This window comes from Paenirhodobacter sp. CAU 1674 (assembly GCF_029222945.1).
Classification (GTDB): domain Bacteria; phylum Pseudomonadota; class Alphaproteobacteria; order Rhodobacterales; family Rhodobacteraceae; genus Rhodobacter.
Genome location: NZ_JARHUH010000007.1, coordinates 27,954 through 49,914, shown reverse-complemented (window position 1 = coordinate 49,914; position 21,961 = coordinate 27,954). Strand labels below are relative to the sequence as shown.

Here is a 21,961-nt window from a genome sequence, read left to right as displayed (position 1 = left end):
CTCAGACCCTTTCCTTGGTGCCGCGCGCGGCAATCAGCCCCTGCGGGCGGAACAAAAGCACGAGGATCACCGCCCCGTAGACGAAGGCATCGCGGAAGGGGCGCGCCTCGGGGGGCAGCACGGTCTGCATCACGACCGAGGCCGCCCCGATCAGGAACCCCGCCAGAACCGCGCCTTCCAGACTGCCAAGCCCGCCGATCACCGTGGCGATGAAGGCCATCAGCATCACCGCACCGCCCATCTGGATGTCGACGGTGCCGGTCTGGCTGCCCAGGATGATGGCGATGGCGCCCGCCAGCGCCCCCGACAGCGCGAAGGCGCCCATGATGACGCGGTTCGCCCGCACCCCCAGCATCCGCGCCATGGTGAAATTCTCGGCCGCGGCGCGCATCTCCAGCCCGAAGCGGGTGCGGCGCACAAAGACCGACAGGCCCGTCAGCATCACCAGCGTCGCGACGATGGTAATCAGCTGCAGCAGCGGCATCCGCGCGCCCAGCACCTCGACCGGTTGGCTGAGCGCGGGCAAGAGCGAGATCGACTTCGGCCGGCTGGAAAACAGCATCAGCAGGAAATAGCGGATCACGAAGCCAAGCGCGAAAGAGGCGATCATCATCGTCGCGGGGCTGGCGTGGCGGAAGCGGCGGAACACCACCACCTCGGACAGCACCGACAGCCCCGCCCCCACCGCCAGAATGAACGGGATCAGCAGGAACCACGGCATCTTGCCCGCAAACACGATGGCCACCGCATCGACCGAAGGCCACAACAGCGCAAAGACCGCAAAGGCGATCACATCGCCATGCGCGAAGTTGACCAGCCGCATCACCCCGAAGATCAGCGCGATCCCCAAGGCGCCAAGCGCATAAAGCGAACCGAGGCTGAGCGCATCGAACAAAACCTGCAACATCAGTGCTCTCCTTCCGCATATCCGAAATAGGCCGCCTGCAGGGCCTCGCTCTGGCCCATCGCCTGCGCGTCGCCATCCAGCAGGATCTGCCCGCCGCGCATCAGGATCATCCGCCCGCCGACCATCATCGCCCGGGTCGAGCTTTGCTCGACGATCAGCAGGGTCAGCTTGCGATGCCGGCGCAGGCCGATCAGCCGTTCGTAGACCTGATCGGTGATATTGGGCGCGAGCCCCAGCGAGGGCTCGTCAATCGCGATCAGCCGCGGGTTGGTCATCAGCGCGCGCCCGATCACCAGCATCTGCTGCTGCCCGCCCGACAACAGCCCCGCCTGAGAATGGCGGCGCTCTTTCAGGATCGGGAAGGTGTCATACACCTCTTCCAGTACGCTGGCCGCCCGCGCGCGCCAGCCGCGTTCACGCGTATGCATGCCGGTGCCGACGATCAGGTTTTCCTCGATGCTGAGCGATCCGAACACATCGCGGCCCTCGGGGACCATCGACAGGCCCATGCGGGCGATGTCTTCGGGCGCGCGGCCGGTGATCTCGGCGCCGCCGAAGTCGATGCGCCCACCGGCGGGTGGCGTCACCCCGGCGATCGCCCGCATCAAGGACGATTTGCCCGCGCCGTTCGGCCCGGTGATGAACAGGATCTCGCCCTCGGCCAGGGTGAAGGCGACCTCGCGCACGGCGGTCAGGCGGCCATAGCGGATGGTGACATCGGAAACCGCAAGCAGGCTCATTCCATCACCTCCAGCACCGGCAGCGCACTGTCGGCGGCGGTGCCCATATAGGCGTGGCGCACGGTTTCCGAGGCGCGGATCTGGGCGGGCGGTCCATCCTCGATCACCGCGCCGGAATCCAGCACGACGATATGATCGCAGGTTTCCAGCACCAGCCCGACGTTATGTTCGATCAGCAGCACGCCGCAGTTCAGATCGCGCGCGATGCGGCGGATCAGGGCGGCCAGTTCGGCGGCCTCGGGGGCGCTCATGCCCGCGGCGGGTTCGTCCAGCAGAATGTAGCCGGGCCGCCCCATCAGCGCCCGCCCGATCGCCACGCGGCGTTCGTCGGTATAGGGCAGCGTGCCCGCGATCTGATCGGCCAGGGGCGCAATGCCCATCCAGTCCAGCATCGCCTGCGCCTCGGCGATTGCGGCGCGGCGCGACTGGCCAAGCCCGACGCCCGTCACCTCCAGATTGTCGATCACCGGCAGATCGCGAAACAGCCGCCCGCCCTGAAAGGTGCGCGCGATGCCGCGGCGGCGGACCTGATGCGGCTGCAACCCGGCCAGGCTGTGCCCGTCCAGCCGGACCGCCCCTGCGGTCGGCGCCTGAAACCCGGTCAGCACATTGACCAGCGTCGTCTTGCCCGCGCCGTTCGGGCCGATCAGCCCGGTAATATGGCCCGGCGTCACACTCAGGCGCACGTCCGACAGCGCCTTCAGCCCCGCGAAGGCCACCGATATGTTGTCAGCTTCGAGTTGGCCCATGCCGCCTCTCCCATCCGTCTCAAGTCATAGGACAAAGGGGCGCCCGGTCCCGAAAGCGGTGCTTTCGGGCTATGGCCGTCCCTCCCTGTGTGCGGCGACCTCTTTTCGGGCCGTCCGATCGTCAGAGCCTCGCGCGGGCAGCGGGGCCTGTCTTGTCTGAGGGCGCGCAGCAGTTTGACCCTGTGCGCACCCCCGCCTGCCCCCTAGCCCGCCAGATGCGCGCGCGCCCGGTCGAACAGCGCGCGGTTGTCGGCCCGCGCGGCCAGCGCCTGATCCATCGTCACCGGGACAAACTGCGCGGGCGTGTGCGGCTGCAGCTGCGCGATCCGGTCCATATCGGCCGAAATCACCACGCCCAGCATCATGTAGCCGCCGCCCGAGACCGCATCGCGATGCAGCACGATCGGTTCGGTCCCTGAAGGCACCTGGATCGAGCCATAGGGATAGCAGGCATCGACGATGTTCGACGGGTCCGACCCCGCACCGAAGGGTTGCTCGCGCGCCACGAATTCCAGCGGATGCCCCCCGCGGAAGCGATAGCCGATGCGGTCCGCCTCGGGGGCGACCTTCCAGGTGTCTTCGAAGAAGCGCTTGCCCGCGGCCTCGGTGATGCGGTGCCAGTAAAGCCCCGGCAGCATCCGCAGCTCGATCGCCGCGGGCTGCACGCGGCGCAGGTCTGCCGGCAGCGACCGGCCCGCCACGCCCGCGCCCTGCCCGACCGGCAATGCGTCCCCCGCCTTCAGCACCCGACCCTGATACCCGCCAAGCGCGCCCAGCACATAGGTCGAGCGCGAGCCCAGAACGACCGGCACGTCGATCCCGCCCGAGACCGCGATATAGGCCCGCGCGCCGCCCTTGAGAAAACCGAAGCTCAGTCGGTCGCCCGCCTTCACCGCAAAGCTTTCCCAGGTCGGTTGCTCGACCCCGTTGACCTTGGGCGGCAGATCGCCGCCGGTGACGGCGACCACGGCATCCTGGGTAAATTCCAGTTCCGGCCCCATGAATGTCGCTTCCAGCACCGCCGCGCCCTCGTGGTTGCCCACCAGCAGGTTGGCGACCATCGTCGCGAAGCGGTCCATGCCGCCGCCTTCGGGAATGCCGAGGTGGTAATAGCCCGGACGGCCCAGATCCTGAACAGAGGTCGAAAGCCCCGGCGAGATGACCTTAATTGCCATTGAGAGCCTCCATCAGGCGGGCATTGGTGCCGGCCATGTCGCGGTTGAAGTCGGTCAGGCTGAAGTCACAGGCGCGGATCGTCGGCTCCCAGGCGTTCGCGGCGATCTGTTCCAGCGTGGCGTCGTATTCGTCGCGGGTCTGGGGCCGGTATTTGACGATGTCGCCGGGCTTGAACAGGCACATCTCCTCGCTCAGATAGCGCACCTGCCGGGTCGGGTCGTAGATCGGGGCGGGCGTCACGCCATACATCTGATAACCGCCCGCACCGCGCACCGAATAGATCGCCGAGAAACAGCCGCCATGGCCCACCGTCAGCTTGGGCGTATCGGTCCGCGGGCGCAGGTATTTCGGCGCCTGGATCTGTTTTTTCTGCTCGACCAGCTGATACAGGAACGGCAGGCCCGCCACGAAGCCCACCATCGACACGAACCACGGCTGCCCGGCATAGGCGGCCACGAATTCCTCGATCGTGGCATAGCCGTTGATCCGCGCGGAATATTCCAGATCGGTGGCGTTCGGGTCCTGATGCCGCTCGCGGAAGCGCATCTCGACCTCGTGGGTCCAGGGGTCCTGGAAATAGACCGGCAGTTCGATGATCCGCGTGGCCAGCGTCTGGTCGGATTTCGCGGCCTCCACCTCAAAGCTTTTCAGCTCGGCCAGCAGATCGGCGGGGCTGATGCGGTCGGGATCGAACTTGACCTGAAAGCTGGCATTCGCGGGGCAGGTCTCGATCACGCCCGGGATCTGCGCCGCGCGCACCGCGTTGATCATCGACAGGCCGGTGAAGAACGAGGCCAGCGACATCGCTTCGGAAACCTCTCCGAAGATATGCTCGTCGCCGCCGTAACTGAAACGTATCGACATCCCTGTTTCCTTTCAGCTTTCCGCCGCGCCAAGGCGGCTTGCGTTTTCGGTCAGCCAGCCTTCCAGCCAGCGGGTGTGAACGGCGCCCGCCTGCACGGCCGGATCGGAGGCCAGCGCCTGAAACAGCGGTTTGGTGGTTTTCATGCCCTCGATGCGCAGCTCCGACAGCGCGCGCTGCAACCGGGTGATCGCCGCTTCGCGGGTTTCGGCATGCACGATCAGCTTGGCCAGCAGCGAGTCATAGAAGGGCGGCACCTGATAGCCGGGATAGAGCATGGAATCGAACCGCACCCCCGGCCCGCTCGGCACCCGCAGCGCGCCCACCACCCCCGGGAAGGGCGCGAAATCGCGCGCGGGGTCTTCGGCATTGATCCGCACCTCGATCGCGTGGCCGCGCGCGGTGATGTCGCGCTGCGTCAGGCGCAGGGCCTCGCCGCCCGCGATGCGCAGCCCCTCGGCCACCAGATCGACGCCGGTGATCATCTCGGTCACCGGATGTTCCACCTGAATGCGGGTGTTCATCTCGATGAAATAGAACTGATCGGCCGCATCGTCATACAGGTATTCAACCGTGCCCGCGCCGGAATAGCCCACCGCCCGCGCCAGCGCGACCGCCGAGGCGCACAGCTGATCGCGCAGCTTGTCCGACAGCGCAGCCGAGGGCGCCTCTTCCCAGACCTTCTGGCGGCGGCGCTGCAGCGAACATTCGCGCTCGCACAGATGGATCGCATCGCTGCCATCGCCCAGGATCTGCACCTCGATATGGCGCGCCTGGCCGATCACCCGCTCCATATACAGACCGCCATCGCCAAAGGCAGCCAGCGCCTCGGCCTCGGCCTGCGGGAAGGCGGCTTCGAATTCGGACAGGTTCTGCGCGATGCGGATGCCGCGCCCGCCACCGCCCGCCGCCGCCTTGATCATCACCGGAAATCCTGCGTCGATCAGCACATGGCGCGCCGCCTCGATCCCGGCCACGCGCCCGGTCGAGCCCGGCACCACCGGAACCCCCGCCGCATGCGCGGCCGAGCGCGCGGAAACCTTGTCGCCCATCAGCCGGATCGCATCGCCCGACGGCCCGACGAACACCAGCCCCGCCGCCGCCACCGCATCGGCGAAGTCCGCATTCTCGGCCAGAAAGCCATAGCCCGGGTGGATACTGTCGCAGCCGGTATCGGCCGCGGCCTGCAGGATCGCCTGCATGTTGAGATAGGATTTCTTCGCCGCCGGCGGCCCGATGTTCACCGCCTCATCGGCCAGTTGCACATGCAGCGCCTCGGCATCGGCGGCGGAATGGACCGCCACCGTCGCAATCCCCAGATCGCGGGCCGCGCGGATGATCCGCACGGCAATCTCGCCCCGGTTCGCGATCAGAAGTTTCTTCAGCATCAGTCGAGATCCGCCAAGGGTGCGCCCGCCATCACGGGTTCCTCGTTCTCGACCGCGAAGCGGATGTTGCTGCCCGCCACTTCGGAGGTGACCTCGTGGAAGGATTTCATCACCTCGATCAGCCCGATCACATCGCCCACGGCCACCGCATCGCCATCGGCCTTGTAGGGCGGTTGGTCGGGCGAGGCCGCGCGATAGAAGGTTCCGGGCAGGGGGGACAGGATCTGGGGCATTGCAGCTCTCCGTTCGCTGGGGTCAGGTCAGACGGTTTATTCGGCCACCACCGCACGCACGGCGCGGGCGATGTCGACGGCATTGGGCGTGTCGGAATGCACGCAGATGGTTTCGCAGCGGGTCGGGAAGGTCGACCCGTCGGTCGCCGTGCCCAGATTTTCACGGATCGCCCGCACACAGCGCGCGGCCATTTCGGCGGGGTCCTTGGCCTCGTGCTCGCGCGTCACGATGAGCGAGCCATCGGGCCGGTAATCCAGATCGCAATAAAATTCCGGGATGAAACTGTGCCCGCGCAGGGCATAGATTTCTTCATGCAGCGTGCCGGTCATGCCAAACAGCGGCACCCGGAAGACATCGGCGGCATCGCAGACCGCATGGGCGATCGCCTCTTGCCGGGCGGCCATGCCATACAGGCTGCCATGCGGCTTGATATGATGCAGTTCCATCCCCTCGGCGCGCAGAAACCCCTGCAGGGCGCCGATCTGATAGATGATGCAATTGGCCATTTCCTCGCGGCCCATCTTCATCTCGCGCCGCCCGAAGCCCTGCAGATCGGGCAGCGAGGGATGCGCGCCCACCTTCACCCCATGCTGTTTCGCCAGCTTGACGGTGGCGCGCATATGGTCGGGATCAGAGCCGTGAAACCCGCAGGCGACATTGGCCACGTCGATCAGCGGCATCATGCCGTGATCGTCCCCCATCCGGTAAAGGCCGAAGCTTTCGCCCATGTCGCAGTTGAGTGTCACGCGCATCTGTCTACTCCAAAATTCCCTGCGCCCGAGGGTGGAGCGAAAGGTGAAGCGTTGTGAAATACTAAATTTTACATAAAAATATCGAAAAAACAGATATTGCGAAGAAAGCCCCCTATGTCCTTGACATTCAAGCAAATCCGCTATTTCGTGGCCGCGGCCGAAACCGGGCAGGTGAGCCAGGCTGCTATGGAAATGAACATTTCCCAGTCCGCAGTGACATCCGCTGTGCAATCTTTGGAAACGCAATTGAACGTGCGGCTGTTCGAACGCGGCCATGGCGGCGTCACGCTGACGATCGAGGGGGCGCGATTCCTGAACCATGCGCGCGGGATTCTGGCCGCGGTCGAGGACGCCGTGCGCAGCCCGCTGGGCACCGAGCGCAAGGAAAGCGGCCATCTGCGGCTGGCCACGACCTATACCGTCGCGGGCTATTTCATGCCGCGCTATCTGGCCCGGTTTCGCCGGGCCTATCCGCGCATCACGCTTGATCTGCACGAAGTCCCGCGCGCCGCGGTCGAAGCCGGGGTGATCGGCGGCGAGTTCGATCTGGCCGTGATGCTGGTGTCCAACATCGGCAATCACACCGATCTGGCGCATGAGGTTCTGGTGCGTTCGCAGCGGCGGTTGTGGATGCCAACCGATCACCCGTTCTGCGCCGCCGAACATGTCAGCCTGCGCGACATCGCGCGCGAACCCTATGTCATGCTGACCGTGGACGAGGCCAGCCGCACCGCAGGGCGTTACTGGGAACGGGTGGGGGTGCAGCCCAATGTGATCTTCTCGACCAGCTCGGTCGAGGCCGTCCGCTCGATGGTTGCGGGGGGCATGGGAATCACGATCCTGTCCGACATGGTCTATCGGCCCTGGTCGCTGGAAGGGCAGCGGCTCGAGGCGCGCCGGGTGGCCGATGACGTGCCCAGCATGGATGTGGGGCTGGCCTGGCTGCGCGCTGAACCGCTTAAACCCGCCGCCGAGATTTTCCGGCGCTTCATGTCGGTCACCCTTGGCGGCGGCGGCGACTGATCGCCCGGGGCCATCCGGCACGGCCCGTTACCAGTTTTCCGCGCCGCCCCGGCCCGCCGCGCGTGACTGATCCCCGCCAGCCGATCGCGCAAGACTGCCCCGGCCCTGAGTTGCTGCGTTCAACGTGCCTCAAAGCAAGTCCCATATGTGCTCAAACGTGCACCGGGAAGGAACACATGCCACGGGATTGATTGAATTACTTGCAACTTATGGTGAGTAAGTGGTGCCCAGAGCCGGAGTGCAGAAAATACCCTGAATCAATGACTTATGTGAAAGTGGGACACTAAATCTTCCCATAATTTCATTAGGTTTTTCAGGATTTTTGTCCCACCAATTTCGGCCCGTCCTTTCGGAATCTCGAAAGGAAAAACCCATGAGTGTTTTCGTAAAAGGCGACAAGAGCGCGCCCTATGACGGCTATGAAGCCCGCTTCTGCATCCTCTGCGGAAAGAACATCTGCCAAGGTCAAACGATATGGCTCTGGGCATCTGCGAAAGGGGACCGAGGCGAAGCCCGCACGGAACCTTTCCTGAACCCGACGGCGCACGCGAGCTGCGTGGCGAAGAACGCCCGGGGGCTTCTCACCGACATCGCCGCGTGTATGCGCGTCACCCCCTGAAATGAGTAACCCGCCCCCTCTGCTACGGGGACGGGCTACCTGAAATTTGGCGTGCAGGGTCTGCGAACCCCCGCGCCGTGGCATCTAAGAAAGGCTGAACGATGCAGACCAAATATAACCCGAAATCCGTTGAAGACCAAGGCCCCCTTGACCGGCCCATGACGTTCACCAACTTCCCGAACCAGTGGGCCTTCGAGAAGAAAGAGGTGCGCGGTTCGCTCCGCAAGCTGGCCGCCCAAATTGAGGCCAAGACCGCCAAGAGCAAAGACAAGCTGCCGTGGATCAAGGCGGCGACCTTTGGGGACGCCAAGAGCGCGAAGGGCTGCTACCGGACGAACGACAACGTGAAGCACGTGAACGGCGTGGAGGGCGACCACGACGCCGGAACAATGCAGCCTGAAGAGGCGCGCGACCTTCTGGAAGCGGCCCGGCTTGCGGCGCTGATCTACACCACGCCGTCGCACACGCCCCAGAAGCCCCGCTGGCGCGTCATCTGCCCCTTCAGCAAATCCATGCCGCCCAAAGACCGCTATCGCCTTCTGGCGCGCGTCAACGGCGTCCTGAAGGGGGCTCTGGCAGGCGAGTCCTTCGTGCTGTCTCAATCCTACTATGCGGGCGGGGTGGAAGGCAGGCCGCCGGTCCAGACCTTCCTTGCCGATGGCCGCTATCTTGACGAAGCCGACGATCTGGACGCCGGAGCGATGGGCAAGCCCGGGACTATCGGCGGGACCGGCGGGACGGGCGAGCGTCTGGACGAAGCCGCCGCGCTTGAAGCGATCCGAACCGCTGAGAACTTCCACGTTTCGGCCATTCGGCTGGCGGGGCATTGGGCCGCTCAAGGCGAGCCGTTGCTGCGTGTTGGCGAGAAGCTGCGCGCCGCTTTCAATGAGGTGCCCGAGGCCGAGCGGGACTCGCGATGGTATGAGCGTGTGCGGGAAATCCCGGAAGTTCTTACGCATGTCTATGGGCGCGAAGTGTCCAAGGCCGCGCACGTGGTGGACGACGACCTGATGGCCGACTTCGATGAAATCTGGATTGACCAACACCCCGACGGCCAAGAGCCCGAATTTGTGGATGAGCTGGCGGGCTTCGATCTTGACCAAGATGGAGTCATCCGCGCCTTCACCGATAGGCACGTTGGGGAATTGCTCTTCGATCACAACGCCGGGCGGTGGTTCCGTTTCATGGGGCACCGCTGGCAACGCGAGGAAACCCAGCTCGCCAAACACTACGCCCGCGCCGTCTCCACCGATCTGGCGGCCCGCGATCCGAAGGCCAAGGCGCTGAAGAACGTGAACGTCTGGGAAGCCATTGAACGCGGCGCGCGCACCGTGCGCGAGTTCGCTTTCTCGGCTTCGGGCTGGGACAGTGACGCCATGTTGCTCGGCACTCCGGGCGGCGTGGTGGACCTGCGGACGGGGCAGCTTCGCCCGGGGCGGCCTGAAGACTACGTGTCGAAGGCGGCGGCAATCACGCCCGTTCCGCTCGATTCTTTCGATCCCGAACGCGACTGCCCGCGTTGGCTGGCGTTTCTTGACCAAGCCCTTGGCGGCGACGCGGCGGCGATCCGTTTCTTCCAGCAATGGGCCGGATACAACCTCACGGGCGAGACCCGCGAACAAGTGCTGCTTTTCATCTACGGGCCGGGCGGCTCTGGGAAGACCACGGCGGTTTCGGTGCTGTATGATCTGATGGCCGAGTATGCCGCCAACGTCGCAACGTCCACTCTCACGGCGCAACGGCATGAGGCGCACCCGGAAGAACTGGCGCGTCTCCACGGGCCGCGCATGGCGGTTGCCAGTGAAACGGAAGCGGGCTCGAAATGGGCTGAGAACCGTATCAAGGCGCTGACGGGTGGCGACCCGATCACGGCGCGCTTCATGCGTCAGGATAGCTTCGAGTTCCGCCCCGCGTTCAAGCTGACCATTGTGGGCAACAACGCCCCCGGTCTGAGCGACGTGGACTCCGCGATCCGCCGCCGCTTCATGATCCTGCCTTTCGATCACCCGCCCGCCGCGAAGGACGAACACCTGCCCGAGAAGCTGAAAGCCGAGTGGCCGGGGATTCTGTCGTGGGCGATCCGGGGTGCGCTGGACTGGCAGGAAAACGGGCTGGTGCGTCCGGCTGTCGTGGAAGCCGCAACGCGGGATTACTTCGCTCGGGAAGATACGTTTGCCTGCTGGCTGGAAGACGACTGCGAACTGGTGCCGGGCAAGGCGACCCTCACGACGGACCTCTTCGACTCGTGGCGCGACTACGCTTACCGCAACCGGGAAGACCCGGGTTCGGTGCAGCGGACTTTCCCCGAGAAGCTCAAGAAGGCTGGATTTGAGGCCGTCAAAAATCGGGGCGGGATTCGTGGACGCGGATACATGGGGCTGAAACTGCGCGAGCAAGTGAGAGGCGAGTTTGATGCGCTTGTGTAAGTCATTGAAATCACTCGATTGGGACAAGTGGGACAAGTCTTCCGGTTTATCGCCTACGCGCGGGCGCGCACACACGCATAGAGGGGAACCGGCAAACATGTCCCACTTGTCCCAACTATGCGGACACCAGCCCGTAACGGCAGGCGGTAAAGCGGCGCGTTCCCGAGCTTCCCGCCGTTCCCACGGTTCCCCCCTGAGCTATGGCAATCGCGGGTGGCGCGGAGCCCCGATGCTTCCCGCTTCAGAAAAAATTTCAAATGGGAAACCCGATTTTCCCGAATTTACCGGCGTTCCCGCCGTTCCCAACTTTCCCGAGAGGCCCGCATGATCCCCAAGACTGAAATGGCAGAAATCGACGCGCTGGTGGGTGGCCCGGAACCCGAGGGCGTGACCGCTGGCGAGTTGGCGGAATGGCTCGGCCTTACCGCCAACCGCGTCTCGGCCCTCGCCCGGGAAGGCGTAATCCCCCGGAACGCCGACAAGCGGTTTCCGCTTCGTGCCGCCGTCAAAGCCTATTGCGACCACGCCCGCGCCGGAGCTACTGGCCGCCGGGCCGACGCCGAGCTGGCCGCCGAAAAGCTCCGGCTGGCAAAAGAGAACGCGGACAAGCTCGCCTTTCAGAACGCCCGAGCCCGTGGCGAGCTGATCGCCGCCGCCGAGGTGGAACGCGAATGGGCTGGCGTCCTGCGGGACGTGCGCGCCGCCTTCCTCGCCCTGCCGAGCCGGGCCGCTGGCAAGCTCGGCCACCTGACCCCGCATGACCTTGCCGCGCTGGACGCCGAAGTCCGCGACGTGCTGATGGAGCTGGCCGAACATGAGTGACACCCTGACCCGAACCCGCCGCAACGCTATGGCCGCTCTGAAGCCGCCGCCGCGCCTGAGCCTGCCCGATTGGATCGAAGGCACCATGCGGCTGCCTGAAGGCGTCTCGGCCACTCCGGGGCGCGTCACGCTCTGGCCGTATCAACGGGGCATCGCTGAAGCCATTTCTGACCCGCTGATTGAGCGCGTGACCGTGGTGAAGCCGGTGCGCGTCGGGCTGACCACGCTGCTTTCGGGCACCGTGGCCGCCTACATCGCCAATGAGCCCGCGCCGATCATGGTCTTGCAGCCGACCGAGGCGGACGCCCGCGACTACGTGGTGAGCGATCTGGAACCCATCTTCTCGGCCACGCCGGAACTGAAGGGGCTCATGTCTGCCGAGACCGACGAAGCCGGGCGCAACACGCTGCTGTCCCGCCGCTTCCCCGGTGGCAGCCTCAAGGTGGTGGCCGCCAAGAGCCCCCGCAACCTGCGCCGCCACAACGTCCGCGTCCTGCTGATCGACGAAGCCGACGCGATGGAGCCGGGGGCCGAGGGCTCGCCCCTCACGCTGGCCGAGCGCCGCACCTTGAGCTTCCCCAACCGCAAGATCGTGCTGGGCAGCACCCCGACGCTTGAGGCCACGTCCAACGTGCTGCGGAGCTACGCCAACAGCGACTCCCGTGTGTATGAGTGCCCGTGCCCGCACTGTGGCGACTTCCACGAAATCACGTGGGCAGACATACAATGGCCCGAGGGCGAGCCCCTGAAGGCCGCCTATGTCTGCCCGAGCTGCGGGGCCGTGACCGAAGAGCGGCACAAGCCTGCGATGGTGGCCGCCGGGCGCTGGCGCATCACGCGGCCCGAGGTGGAGGGCCACGCCGGTTTCCGGCTCAACGCGCTGGTGTCCACGCTGGCGAACGCCTCTTGGGGCAAGATCGCTCAAGAGTTCCTTGAATCGAAGGCGCACCCGGACAAGCTGCAAGTCTGGACCAACACCCTCATGGGCCAAGGCTGGCGTGAGGCTGCCGAAGAGATCGACGACGCGGCACTGGCCGCCCGGGCCGAGCCTTTCGGGCTGCCCGATGCGATCCCGGGGGACGTGCTCTTTGTCACCTGTGGCGTGGACGTGCAGCGCGACCGGCTGGAAATGGTCTTCGTGGGCTGGGGCCGGGATGAAGTCTTCATCTTGGCTCAAGACGTCATCTGGGGCGACCCGATGGCGGACGACGTGTGGGCCGAGCTGGACGACGCCCTACGCACCGTCTGGAAGCACCCCAAGGGCGGCTTCCTGCGGGTGGACGCCACGGGCATCGACGCGGGCGACGGCGTGACGATGGACCGCGTGCTTGGCTTCTGCCGCCCGCGCATGGGCCGCCGCATCTATGCCGTGAAGGGTGCATCGGGCGACCGGCAGGCGATCAAGGCCAGCGACACCCGGGGCGCGCGGCTCTTCATTGTGGGCGTGGACGGGCTCAAGGGGCAGCTTATCAACCGGCTGACCCGTGGCCGCTCTGTCCGCTTCTCTGACACGCTGGAAGGGCGCTTCTATGAAGAGTTGGCGTCCGAACGGCTGGTGGTCCACTACCGCAAGGGCGCGCCGATCCGGCAATGGGAACGCACCCCGGGCCGCCGGGCGGAGTCCCTCGATTGCGTGATCTACGCAATGGCCGTGCGCAATCTGGTCAACGCCAACGTGGACCGTCGCGCCGAAGAGGTTCAGGCGGTGACAATGCCCAAGCGCCGCGCTACCGTGGCGAAAAGTAAATGGCTTGAGGGGCAGTAAATGTTTCGGAACTTTGCGTTAATCACCTCTGTCGCGGGGTTCCTGTTGCATCCAGCGCCGACGGTGGCAGGGACAAAAGACCTCGAAAGCGCGATCTATCAAATTATTCCATTCGGGGGTGAACCCTACGTTTCTATCGAAACGCGGAAGGAATATGTCGCGGCCCTAAAGAGCTATTGGCAGAACTTCGATAGCCGTGTCCCGCGCCTGTCGCCGTCTGAGACGCAGTGGATCACTGAGGAAATGGGGGCGCAAGGTGAACGCCTGACGCGAGCCCTAAACTCCAAGGAATATGCGCTTTTTTCGTTGAACCGAGATATTGGGGGCTGCCTGAAGGCCTTGGGCCGTCTGGAAGCGGCCTATGCCGAGCCAAGCCAAGGCCAAACGGAAATGTTTCACTGGTTGGGCGTCGTCCAGTGCTACAGCGATCTGGATGGTATGATGGAATACCTTCGGCAAGCTGGCCTATCTAATGGGAGGTTTGACGGGCCGTTCTATGCCGTGGGCGCGTCCCTAATTATGGACGCCATGTTGGACAAAGTAATTCCGTCTGCAATGGCCGATACTATGGGCTGGACGATAAGCGCCGACTGACTTCAATCGAAGCGATTCCGCTTCCACTCCACCTGCTGCATGAGCGACTTGCGGGCGGCTTCGGGCAATTCCTCGATTGTCTCCACCCGCCAGCCGCGAAGGACAAGCCGAATGAAACGCTGGGCGTTCCGTTCGGCTTTCTCTTTTTGGCGCTTTGTGGGCATTGGCAGCTCTTGGGAAAGTGGGGGGCGCTTGACTAGCATGGGACTACCGCGCCCCCCGTATCTGCCCGGAGACGGCTAACCGGGCAAATTCTGTGTGGCCGAACGGGGGAGGACAACCCCGCCCGGCCACTGGCACTCGTCGATCAACCAAACCGACGACTCATCTGTAGCAAGTCATTTCTGATTCCACAACATCCGATTCCATAAAAACCGAATCCTTGACTTCCGACCGAGTCGGCAGCATGGTCACGGGGCAACCTATGGAGGTTTCCGTGACCCAGACCTTTACCGCCGCCCAGCTCGGGCAACTCATCGCAAGCGAAGCCCTGTCCCCTGACTCTGCTCGCCTGCGCATCAAGAATTTCGTCGCCAAGGGCTACATCGTCACCCGCCAACGCTCCGATAGCGATGGCCGGGGCACGCTGCTTTTCTCGACTGGCGACGCTGTGACCGCCGCTGTCCTGTCCCGTATGGTGGACCTTGGCGGGCTGTCCAAAGAGGCCATGCAGGCCGCCGCGACCCGCCTTCAGACGTGGCGTCCGGGCGAGGGCGAGAACCCGCCGGAGAGCCCCGCCGAATGGATGTGGAGCGAATACGCCACGGCCCCCCAGACACCGCCCGGCTTCACCTTGCACGTGGCTTGGCAACAGAAGCCTTCCGGCACCGTCAATTGCCGCGCCGCTCTTTCGCATGGCGACCACGGCGAGCTTGGCGAGGGCCTGACCCTTGCCGCCGATGCTGTCCCGCTGGCGAGTCTTCTGGTGGCCGTCGATCCGCTCTTCCCGGAGCTGGCGGCGCGTATCGACCGCATGGGGAAGGCGCACTAAGCCATGTCCCTGCTGTCCCGCCTCAATCCCTTCAAGCGCGACGCGGCCCCGGTGGCCGTCCGATCCTTTGACGCGGCTGCCGGTGGCCGTCGCGGCGCGGGCTTCGGGCGGCACTTCGGCTCGCATGGCACCGAAACGCTGGCCGCCGCCATTCCGGTGCGCGCCCGGGCTCGGCACGCCTATGCCAACAACGGCTATATCCGCAACGCCGTGGACGCGATTGTGGCCGAGGCAGTGGGGGCGGGTATCGAAGCCAATTCGGCCTATCCCGACAAGGATATGGCCGCGCTGATCGACAAGGCGTTTTCCAACGCCGATCTGGACGCCGAAGGGCGCACCGACTTCCGGGGCATGACCGCCGCCGCCGTGCTGGCCGAGATCGTGGACGGGGAAGCTCTCTTCGTGGCCGAGAACCGCAACGGGCGCACCGTCTGGCGGCAATACCCTGCCGAGGCGCTGGACGAGTCCGACACCCGCGACTTGGGCGACGGCGGCTATGTGGTGGCGGGCGTGGAGTTTGCCGCCAATGGCACGCGCCGCGCCTATCACTTCCGCCCGCAACGCCCGACCGATCTTTTCCCGACCGCGCAAGAGTCCATCCGCGTTCCGGCTGAAGACGTGATCCACATTTTCCGCCAGCTCGGCCCGGGCCAAGTGCGCGGCATTTCCCAGCTCGCCCCCGTCCTACTGACCGTGAGTGAGCTGGACCAAGCCCTTGATGCCATGCTTGTCGGGCTCAAAATCTCTTCCATGTTCGCGGGCTTCGTCACCGACACCACGAACATGGGCGGGGCTGGTGAAGCCTTCCCCGAAGCCGATGGCGGGGACATTTCCCTTGAACCCGGCGTGGTGCGCGTCCTTCCGGGCGGCACTGACATCAAGTTCGCCGCGCCCGAGCAAGCCAAGGAGTCCATCGCCTTCGCAAAGCTGACGCTCGGCCAGATTGCCGCCGGGCTTGGCGTGCCCCAGCACCTTGTTGACGGCGATCTGAGCCAAGCGAACTATTCCAGCCTGCGGGCCGGGCTTCTGCCGTTCCGGGCCAAGGTGGAGCAATACGTCTATCACACGCTTGTTCCGCAATTCCTGAATCCGATCTTTCGACGCTTCGTCACCGACGAATACGTGGCCGGGCATCTGGACGTGGCCGACCTTGCCGCCGCGCGCAAAGCTGAATGGTTGCCGCCGCGCCCGATGCAGGTGGACCCGCAAAAGGACATGGAGGCGGCCCGCGCTGCCCTCGAAATGGGCCTGACCAGCCGCCGCCAAGCCGTCGCACAACTCGGCTGGAACGTGGCCGAGCTGGACCGCGAAATTGCCGACGACCGCGCCCGGGAAGCCGAGCTTGGTTTGACCTTCAGCGCGAAGGGGGCGGCCAATGACCAATGAAATCACGTGGCGAAAGCTGGTAACTGAGACCGGCGCGCGCACTGACCGCTACGGCCCCAAGCTGACCATGAATATCGCCCGCGCCAGCGCCGTGCGCTGCCCCCGCTCGGGCAAGCTCATGACCCGCGACACCGACACCTTCAAACGCATGGAGGCCCGCCTTGCCCCTCGATAACGCCCTGACGCGGGCCGCCCAGACCCGCCCCAACAGCTATGACCCGGAGACGCGCACCGTGTCCGCCGTGATCGCCACGCCGTCGCCCGTAACCCGGCGCGACGCCCGGGGGCCGTTTCTGGAAGTGCTGACCGCTGACACGCTGGACCTGTCGGGCGCTGACGGGCTGCCCGTCCTGGACTCGCACCGAACCGCCTCTGTCCGCGACCAGCTTGGCCGCGTCCGGTCCGTCGCCGTGGAAGGCGACGCCGTGGTGGCCGTGCTCGAAATCACCAGCGCCGAAGACGCGGCCCCCGTGGTCCAGCGGATCGCGGACGGCACCGTGAGCGGAGTCAGTATCGGCTACCGCGTCTCGGGCTGGACCGAACGGAATACGCCGCAAGGCCGGGTGAAGAGCCCGACCGGGTGGCGTCTCACCGAGGTCACGTTGACCTCCAACCCGGCGGACCCGTCCGCCCGTCTACGGCAGAAAGAGGAACCCATGCCCGAGACTATCGAAACCCTTTCGCCGCAAGAGGCGGAAGCGCAACGCCGGAGCGACATCCGGGGGCTTGTCCGCGCTGCCGGGCTTGGCCCGGAGCTGGCCGACCAGCTCATTGACGACGAAGCCGACATGACCGCCGCCAAGGCTGCTGTCTTCGACGCCCAACAAACCCGCCGCTCGGCCCCCGTCGTCCGCGTGCATGGCTCGAACGAAGACCCGGCCACCATCCGCACCCGGCAAGCGGAGGCGCTGGCCTATCGCATGGGCGGGCTGGAAGAGCTGCCCGAGGCGTCGCGCACCTATGCCGACGTGAGCCTGATGGACATGGCCCGCGAAGCCGTGGAGCGCATGGGCACCAGCACGCGCGGCATGAGCCGGGACGAAGTGCTGCACCGGGCCGCCGCGCACGGCACCAGCGACTTCGCCCTGACCGTCATGGACGCAACCGGCAAGACCGCGATGGCGTCCTATCGGGCAGCCGAAAGCCCCCTGAAGGCGCTTTGCCGCAAGCAGACGCTCCGGGACTTCAAGACCAGCACGGCAATCCGTCTTGGCGAAATGGGCGAGCTGGAAGAGATGGCCGAGAATGGCGAGTTCACCGCCACCAGCCGGGCCGAAGAGGGCGAGTCCATCAACCTCAAGACCTTTGGCCGCCGGATCGACCTGACCCGCAACCTCATCATCAATGATGACCTGAATCTTCTGTCTGACACCGTGCGCGCCTTTGGCGAAGCGGCTGCCCAGACGGAAGCGGCGATCATGGTGGCGATGCTGACCGGCAACCCGGAGATGCGCGACGGCACCCCCGTCTTCGACGCCAGCCGAGGCAACATCGGGGACACCGCCGGGCTGCCGTCCAAAGCGACCTTGGCCGAGAACCGCGAAGCCATGCGCCTGCGCACCGGCACCGATGGCAAGACCATCATCGACGCGCCGCCGCGCTACCTGCTGGTGCCCGCCGATCTGGAAACCGAGGCCGAGGAAATCCTTGCCGCGATCCAGCCCGGCACCACGGCAGACGTGAACCCCTTCGCGGGCAAGCTGAAGCTGCTGGTGGAACCGCGCCTGCCGTCGGGCACGTGGTATCTCTTCGCTGACCCGGCCCGGCTGGCCTGCCTGCGCTACGCCTACCTGAGCGGGGCCGAGGGCGTCCAAGTCCAGCGCCGCGAAAGCTGGGACACGCTGGGGCTGTCCTTCCGGGGCTTCCTCGACTTCGGCGCGGGCTGGCTCGACTGGCGCGGCGCGCAACGCGTGGCGACTTCGTAATGGCCCTGACGCTCGACCAACTCACGCAAGCCCGTGACGCGCTTCTGACGGCGCGTGCGGGCGGCGTGCGGCGCTTCCGCGACCAGAACGGCGAGGAAGTCGAATACAAGTCCGACGCCCAGATGGCCGCCGCTCTGGCGTCGCTGGACCGGCAAATTGCCGAGCTGGCCGGGCGTCGGACGCCGACCACCCTTCATTTCCGAACCTCGAAAGGAACCTGAAATGCGCAACTTCGTGCAACCCGGTGAAAACCTCACCGTGACCGCCGTGGCCGCCGCCAGCTCTGGCGATGGCGTCAAGCTCGGCAATATCTTCGGCATTGCATCGGGGGACGCCGCCATTGGCGATCCGCTGGTATTGGTGACGGAAGGCGTCTTCGAGATGCCCAAAGTCTCCACCGACGAACTGGCCGTGGGCGATGCGGTCTATTTCCGCACGTCCGACGGGGCAGTGACCAGCACCGCCAGCGGCAACACCAAGATCGGCGTGGCCGTCTCGGCAGCGGGCAACCCGTCCGCGTCCGTCCGCGTCCGCCTCAACGGCACGTTCTGAAGCCAATGCCCGCCGTCTCCGAACATACGCGCACCGCTCTTCCGCCGCCCACGCGGCGGGGGCTGTCGCGCGTGGAGGCGGCGGAATACATCGGCGTGAGCGCGTCGAAATTCGACTCGATGGTAGGCGACGGACGGATGCCCAAAGCCAAGAGAATCGACGGGCGGCGGGTCTGGGACGTGCGCGCTTTGGACCGATTTTTTGACGCCTTGCCCGGCGGAGACGAGTCCGACCACAATGCTTGGGACGAATAGATGCCCGAGGATTCGATGAAATTCAGATTGAAATACGTGGTGGAGGACGTGGACCGGCACGGCAACGTCCGCCTCTACTACCGCCGCAACGGGCGGAAGGTTCGCCTACGCGGCCCCGCCGGTTCGCCTGAGTTCTTGGCCGACTACCGCGTCGCCGCCGCTGGCCCGAAGGAGGCCAAGACCGACAAGACCGGGCGCGTCGTGCCGAAGAGTTTCAGGTGGCTTTGCGTCCAATACTTCAAGAGCGCCATGTTTCAAGAGCTGGACCCCCGGACTCAGAAGGTCCGCCGGTCCATCCTCGAACGCTTCTGCGAGCACAAGGGCGACGGAGACAAGCCCTTCGCTCAATTGCTGCCCCGCCATATCCGCGTCCGCCGTGATGAGATGGCCGACCGGCCCGAGGCCGCCAACGGCATGGTGAAGGCCGTGCGCCAGCTCTACCGCTACGCGCTTCGCTATGACCACCACGACGACAACCCGGCGGAGAAGGTCGAATACCTGAAGGGCAACCCCGACGGCTTCCATTCGTGGACGCTAGCCGAGATTGAGAAATACGAAGAGGCGCACCCGATTGGCACGCCCGCGCGTCTCGCCTTGGCGCTTGCCCTCTACACCGGCCAGCGCCGCGCCGATCTTGTGGTGCTGGGCAAGCAACACGTCCGCGACGGATGGCTGATCTTCACCCAGCACAAGGGCAGGAACCGGAAGCCGGTGCGGATGGAAATCCCCGTTATCCCAGAGCTGCAACAGATTATCGACGCCACGCCCACGGGCGATCTGACCTTCCTTGTTACCGCGTTCAATCGGCCCTTTACGTCCAACGGATTCGGCAATCGCTTCCGCAAGTGGTGCGACGATGCCGGGCTTCCGCAGTGCTCCGTCCACGGGCTTCGCAAGGCCGCCGCCGCGCGACTGGCCGAGCTGGGATGCACGGAACAGGAAATCATGTCCATCACCGGGCACCGGACCAGCAAGGAAGTCACCCGCTACACCCGCGCGGCCAGTCAGAAGACCCGTGCGGAAAGCGCCCTTCGCCGTCTTTCCCGAGAACAAACCCCGGACGAAAGTGTCCCACTTTTGGCGACGGTTGTTCCCGGTGGGACAAAATCGCAACCTAAGTAGCTGATAAGTAACGATAAAAAAGAAGGATGGTGCCCAGAGCCGGAATCGAACCAGCGACACGCGGATTTTCAATCCCATTTATGCCCTTCCCGAGACTTGACAAGCCGAGTCACGAAACACCACATTGATTCAGGAATTCATAAATTATTTCCAATACTTAACTTAATAATAGATATCCACAAAAATCCTCTCTTGGCTCAGCGTCGCGCATTGAAAATTGCCCTAGATCGGTCATTCTGTAACCCCGGTGTAACCCCGAAAGTTCCTATCGAATGCCTAAACCAGCCCGAGCCGTCCCGCTAACCGACAAGTTCATCGCAAGCATCACCTCAGAGCAGCGCGTTGAATATAGCGACACGCGTCAGGTTGGTCTTCGCGTGCGCTTTGGAGCGACTGGGCGCGTCACCTTTGCCTTTCGTGGCCGCCACGCAGGCGGGACGATCAAAACCATTTCGATCGGCACATATCCCGAAACATCGTTGAAATCGGCACGCGAAGAAGCATCAAAGATCCGCGCCGCCTTCCAGCGTGGCGAGCCGCCGGAGCTGGTGACGAATGCCCTGCGCGCAAAGCATCGGCGCAAGGACATCACGCTTGACGAGGTCGTCGAGGAATACGCCGCGCGCACTGCGCCCCTGCGCAAAATTTGGCAGCCGTCGCCGAAGGGTCGCAGCGATGCCCGTCGCCGGATCGACAATGTCTTTGGCAAGCTGCTTTGCAAGCCGGTAACCGAGTTGCGGCTCGAGGACTATGTGGAAGCGATGCGCACCCACGTGCCGCGCCAGTCGCACACCAAAGACAAGGCCAGCGGTCAGGTCTCGCGGGCTCGAGCCTATCTGTCGCCGGTGCTGGACTGGGCCTCGGGGCGCAAGCCGTTCCACAAGATCGGCGCGGGTCGAACAGAGCGGCTCGACCTGCCGGATCTGCAGGACACCCATGACCCGGCAGCGGAGGATCCGACAATCACCAAGGTCAGAACCGTTCTGCTAGACGAGCGGGAGCTGAGCGCCGTTCTGCCCCTCCTCGTCTTTCCTGCGCCCGACTGCCTGCGAATGAGCACGCCTCTGGACCAGGATTTACGTCCGATCGCCATGCGCTTTCTTCTGCTGACCGCAGCGCGGTTGGACGAGATGGTGCAGATGCGCTGGCGCGATGTCTCCTTCGTCTCCGACATTTGGCACAAGCCGCAGATCAAGACGACGCGCGGGGCTGCACGCGGGCAATCCCTGCCGCTCTCGCGGGCCGCAATCGAGTTGCTGAAAAGCCTGCCCGGATACGGGCGTGCGGCGCCAGACGATCTGGTTTTTCCGAATTCGCGTGGGGGAACCCTGGGAAACTGGCAGCGCATCAATGCCGCGATCGCTCGTGAAAGCGGAACTTCAGGCTGGCACCGGCACGACCTGCGCCGTTCCGCAGCCACGCTGATGGAAGTGCTGGAGGTGGCCCCTTCGACGATCGAGGCCATTCTAGGCCATCGGCGGCCAGAAATGTCCGAGAACGTTTCCGCCAGCTATCGCCATTATGCTCAGGCCGGCGCCCGGATCCTGAAAAACAGGCCGAATGTGCAGAAGGTTGCGCTTGATACTCTGGCCGATGAGCTTGCCAGGCTGGAAGCGATGACGCCCCAAGACTTCGAATGACCCGCCTGCTGGACAAGAAACGAAAAGGTTGACG

At 64.9% G+C, this 21,961-nt stretch carries 23 protein-coding genes; 14 read left to right on the top strand and 9 right to left on the bottom strand.

Features of this window, described 5'->3' with window-relative positions; genetic code table 11:
• Window position 1: 1 nt before the first annotated feature.
• From P2G62_RS11190 to P2G62_RS11155, 8 genes are all read right to left on the bottom strand, one after another.
• Window positions 2-907 (bottom strand): branched-chain amino acid ABC transporter permease, encoded by a 906-nt coding sequence (locus tag P2G62_RS11190; protein WP_275734983.1) that lies wholly within the window; start codon window positions 905-907, stop codon window positions 2-4.
• Window positions 907-1,647 carry an ABC transporter ATP-binding protein gene (locus P2G62_RS11185; protein WP_275734982.1) on the bottom strand — a complete coding sequence of 247 codons (741 nt, stop codon included), beginning with the start codon at window positions 1,645-1,647 and terminating at the stop codon, window positions 907-909. Before P2G62_RS11185 ends, P2G62_RS11190 begins: the two co-directional genes overlap by 1 nt.
• Window positions 1,644-2,396, bottom strand: coding sequence for an ABC transporter ATP-binding protein (locus P2G62_RS11180; RefSeq protein ID WP_275734981.1), 753 nt, complete (start codon window positions 2,394-2,396; stop codon window positions 1,644-1,646). The genes P2G62_RS11185 and P2G62_RS11180 overlap by 4 nt, the downstream gene beginning before the upstream one ends.
• 203 nt (window positions 2,397-2,599) lie before the next feature.
• The gene (locus P2G62_RS11175) at window positions 2,600-3,571 is read right to left on the bottom strand and encodes a biotin-dependent carboxyltransferase family protein (RefSeq protein ID WP_275734980.1); all 972 of its coding nucleotides are present in this window, start codon (window positions 3,569-3,571) and stop codon (window positions 2,600-2,602) included.
• Window positions 3,561-4,436 carry a carboxyltransferase domain-containing protein gene (locus tag P2G62_RS11170; RefSeq protein WP_275734979.1) on the bottom strand — a complete coding sequence of 292 codons (876 nt, stop codon included), beginning with the start codon at window positions 4,434-4,436 and terminating at the stop codon, window positions 3,561-3,563. Before P2G62_RS11170 ends, P2G62_RS11175 begins: the two co-directional genes overlap by 11 nt.
• Window positions 4,437-4,448: 12 nt before the next feature.
• On the bottom strand, window positions 4,449-5,825 hold the full coding sequence (locus P2G62_RS11165) for an acetyl-CoA carboxylase biotin carboxylase subunit (RefSeq protein WP_275735205.1): 1,377 nt from the start codon (window positions 5,823-5,825) through the stop codon (window positions 4,449-4,451).
• The gene (locus P2G62_RS11160; protein ID WP_275734978.1) at window positions 5,822-6,055 is read right to left on the bottom strand and encodes an acetyl-CoA carboxylase; all 234 of its coding nucleotides are present in this window, start codon (window positions 6,053-6,055) and stop codon (window positions 5,822-5,824) included. Before P2G62_RS11160 ends, P2G62_RS11165 begins: the two co-directional genes overlap by 4 nt.
• A 36-nt stretch (window positions 6,056-6,091) precedes the next feature.
• Window positions 6,092-6,808, bottom strand: a complete 717-nt coding sequence (locus P2G62_RS11155; RefSeq protein ID WP_275734977.1) for a LamB/YcsF family protein — start codon at window positions 6,806-6,808, stop codon at window positions 6,092-6,094.
• Window positions 6,809-6,922: 114 nt separating this feature from the next.
• Between P2G62_RS11155 and P2G62_RS11150 the strand changes: the two genes are divergently transcribed.
• From P2G62_RS11150 to P2G62_RS11125, 6 genes are all read left to right on the top strand, one after another.
• The gene (locus P2G62_RS11150) at window positions 6,923-7,831 is read left to right on the top strand and encodes a LysR family transcriptional regulator (RefSeq protein ID WP_275734976.1); all 909 of its coding nucleotides are present in this window, start codon (window positions 6,923-6,925) and stop codon (window positions 7,829-7,831) included.
• A 373-nt stretch (window positions 7,832-8,204) separates the two neighbouring features.
• A complete protein-coding gene (locus P2G62_RS11145; protein ID WP_275734975.1) occupies window positions 8,205-8,450 on the top strand; it encodes a hypothetical protein in 246 nt (81 codons plus the stop codon).
• Between the two features lie 101 nt (window positions 8,451-8,551).
• Window positions 8,552-10,876, top strand: coding sequence for a phage/plasmid primase, P4 family (locus P2G62_RS11140; protein WP_275734974.1), 2,325 nt, complete (start codon window positions 8,552-8,554; stop codon window positions 10,874-10,876).
• Between the two features lie 324 nt (window positions 10,877-11,200).
• A complete protein-coding gene (locus P2G62_RS11135; protein WP_275734973.1) occupies window positions 11,201-11,698 on the top strand; it encodes a DNA packaging protein in 498 nt (165 codons plus the stop codon).
• A complete protein-coding gene (locus P2G62_RS11130) occupies window positions 11,691-13,463 on the top strand; it encodes a phage terminase large subunit family protein (RefSeq protein ID WP_275734972.1) in 1,773 nt (590 codons plus the stop codon). The genes P2G62_RS11135 and P2G62_RS11130 overlap by 8 nt, the downstream gene beginning before the upstream one ends.
• Window positions 13,464-14,057 carry a hypothetical protein gene (locus P2G62_RS11125; RefSeq protein ID WP_275734971.1) on the top strand — a complete coding sequence of 198 codons (594 nt, stop codon included), beginning with the start codon at window positions 13,464-13,466 and terminating at the stop codon, window positions 14,055-14,057.
• Window positions 14,058-14,059: 2 nt separating this feature from the next.
• Here P2G62_RS11125 and P2G62_RS11120 read toward each other — a convergent pair whose 3' ends face one another.
• Complete coding sequence (locus P2G62_RS11120; protein ID WP_172975007.1) at window positions 14,060-14,221, bottom strand: hypothetical protein; 162 nt, start codon at window positions 14,219-14,221, stop codon at window positions 14,060-14,062.
• Window positions 14,222-14,493: 272 nt separating this feature from the next.
• On the opposite strand from P2G62_RS11120, the gene P2G62_RS11115 reads away from it, so the two are divergent.
• The 8 genes from P2G62_RS11115 (at window position 14,494) to P2G62_RS11080 (ending at window position 21,927) form a co-directional block, all read left to right on the top strand.
• Entirely contained in the window at window positions 14,494-15,048 is a 555-nt protein-coding gene (locus P2G62_RS11115) for a hypothetical protein (protein WP_275734970.1), read from the top strand.
• A 3-nt stretch (window positions 15,049-15,051) separates the two neighbouring features.
• On the top strand, window positions 15,052-16,434 hold the full coding sequence (locus tag P2G62_RS11110) for a phage portal protein (protein ID WP_275734969.1): 1,383 nt from the start codon (window positions 15,052-15,054) through the stop codon (window positions 16,432-16,434).
• On the top strand, window positions 16,424-16,609 hold the full coding sequence (locus tag P2G62_RS11105) for a hypothetical protein (RefSeq protein WP_275734968.1): 186 nt from the start codon (window positions 16,424-16,426) through the stop codon (window positions 16,607-16,609). Before P2G62_RS11110 ends, P2G62_RS11105 begins: the two co-directional genes overlap by 11 nt.
• Window positions 16,596-18,359: a prohead protease/major capsid protein fusion protein gene (locus P2G62_RS11100; RefSeq protein WP_275734967.1), complete on the top strand. Its 1,764-nt coding sequence runs from the start codon at window positions 16,596-16,598 to the stop codon at window positions 18,357-18,359. The genes P2G62_RS11105 and P2G62_RS11100 overlap by 14 nt, the downstream gene beginning before the upstream one ends.
• Window positions 18,359-18,580: a hypothetical protein gene (locus tag P2G62_RS11095; RefSeq protein ID WP_005978338.1), complete on the top strand. Its 222-nt coding sequence runs from the start codon at window positions 18,359-18,361 to the stop codon at window positions 18,578-18,580. The genes P2G62_RS11100 and P2G62_RS11095 overlap by 1 nt, the downstream gene beginning before the upstream one ends.
• A gap of 1 nt (window position 18,581) precedes the next feature.
• The gene (locus tag P2G62_RS11090) at window positions 18,582-18,911 is read left to right on the top strand and encodes a DUF2190 family protein (protein WP_275734966.1); all 330 of its coding nucleotides are present in this window, start codon (window positions 18,582-18,584) and stop codon (window positions 18,909-18,911) included.
• Window positions 18,912-19,165: 254 nt separating this feature from the next.
• Window positions 19,166-20,287, top strand: coding sequence for a site-specific integrase (locus P2G62_RS11085; RefSeq protein WP_275734965.1), 1,122 nt, complete (start codon window positions 19,166-19,168; stop codon window positions 20,285-20,287).
• A gap of 272 nt (window positions 20,288-20,559) precedes the next feature.
• The gene (locus P2G62_RS11080; RefSeq protein ID WP_275734964.1) at window positions 20,560-21,927 is read left to right on the top strand and encodes an integrase family protein; all 1,368 of its coding nucleotides are present in this window, start codon (window positions 20,560-20,562) and stop codon (window positions 21,925-21,927) included.
• The last annotated feature ends 34 nt before the right edge of the window (window positions 21,928-21,961 follow it).

What these genes read in the sequence shown, in the direction of transcription:
- P2G62_RS11190 (WP_275734983.1), bottom strand. Translation starts at nt 907, where the DNA reads ATGTTGCAGGTTTTGTTCGATGCGCTCAGCCTCGGTTCGCTTTATGCG.
- P2G62_RS11185 (WP_275734982.1), bottom strand. Translation starts at nt 1,647, where the DNA reads ATGAGCCTGCTTGCGGTTTCCGATGTCACCATCCGCTATGGCCGCCTG.
- P2G62_RS11180 (WP_275734981.1), bottom strand. Translation starts at nt 2,396, where the DNA reads ATGGGCCAACTCGAAGCTGACAACATATCGGTGGCCTTCGCGGGGCTG.
- P2G62_RS11175 (WP_275734980.1), bottom strand. Translation starts at nt 3,571, where the DNA reads ATGGCAATTAAGGTCATCTCGCCGGGGCTTTCGACCTCTGTTCAGGAT.
- P2G62_RS11170 (WP_275734979.1), bottom strand. Translation starts at nt 4,436, where the DNA reads ATGTCGATACGTTTCAGTTACGGCGGCGACGAGCATATCTTCGGAGAG.
- P2G62_RS11160 (WP_275734978.1), bottom strand. Translation starts at nt 6,055, where the DNA reads ATGCCCCAGATCCTGTCCCCCCTGCCCGGAACCTTCTATCGCGCGGCC.
- P2G62_RS11155 (WP_275734977.1), bottom strand. Translation starts at nt 6,808, where the DNA reads ATGCGCGTGACACTCAACTGCGACATGGGCGAAAGCTTCGGCCTTTAC.
- P2G62_RS11150 (WP_275734976.1), top strand. Translation starts at nt 6,923, where the DNA reads ATGTCCTTGACATTCAAGCAAATCCGCTATTTCGTGGCCGCGGCCGAA.
- P2G62_RS11145 (WP_275734975.1), top strand. Translation starts at nt 8,205, where the DNA reads ATGAGTGTTTTCGTAAAAGGCGACAAGAGCGCGCCCTATGACGGCTAT.
- P2G62_RS11140 (WP_275734974.1), top strand. Translation starts at nt 8,552, where the DNA reads ATGCAGACCAAATATAACCCGAAATCCGTTGAAGACCAAGGCCCCCTT.
- P2G62_RS11135 (WP_275734973.1), top strand. Translation starts at nt 11,201, where the DNA reads ATGATCCCCAAGACTGAAATGGCAGAAATCGACGCGCTGGTGGGTGGC.
- P2G62_RS11130 (WP_275734972.1), top strand. Translation starts at nt 11,691, where the DNA reads ATGAGTGACACCCTGACCCGAACCCGCCGCAACGCTATGGCCGCTCTG.
- P2G62_RS11125 (WP_275734971.1), top strand. Translation starts at nt 13,464, where the DNA reads ATGTTTCGGAACTTTGCGTTAATCACCTCTGTCGCGGGGTTCCTGTTG.
- P2G62_RS11120 (WP_172975007.1), bottom strand. Translation starts at nt 14,221, where the DNA reads ATGCCCACAAAGCGCCAAAAAGAGAAAGCCGAACGGAACGCCCAGCGT.
- P2G62_RS11110 (WP_275734969.1), top strand. Translation starts at nt 15,052, where the DNA reads ATGTCCCTGCTGTCCCGCCTCAATCCCTTCAAGCGCGACGCGGCCCCG.
- P2G62_RS11105 (WP_275734968.1), top strand. Translation starts at nt 16,424, where the DNA reads ATGACCAATGAAATCACGTGGCGAAAGCTGGTAACTGAGACCGGCGCG.
- P2G62_RS11095 (WP_005978338.1), top strand. Translation starts at nt 18,359, where the DNA reads ATGGCCCTGACGCTCGACCAACTCACGCAAGCCCGTGACGCGCTTCTG.
- P2G62_RS11090 (WP_275734966.1), top strand. Translation starts at nt 18,582, where the DNA reads ATGCGCAACTTCGTGCAACCCGGTGAAAACCTCACCGTGACCGCCGTG.
- P2G62_RS11085 (WP_275734965.1), top strand. Translation starts at nt 19,166, where the DNA reads ATGCCCGAGGATTCGATGAAATTCAGATTGAAATACGTGGTGGAGGAC.
- P2G62_RS11080 (WP_275734964.1), top strand. Translation starts at nt 20,560, where the DNA reads ATGCCTAAACCAGCCCGAGCCGTCCCGCTAACCGACAAGTTCATCGCA.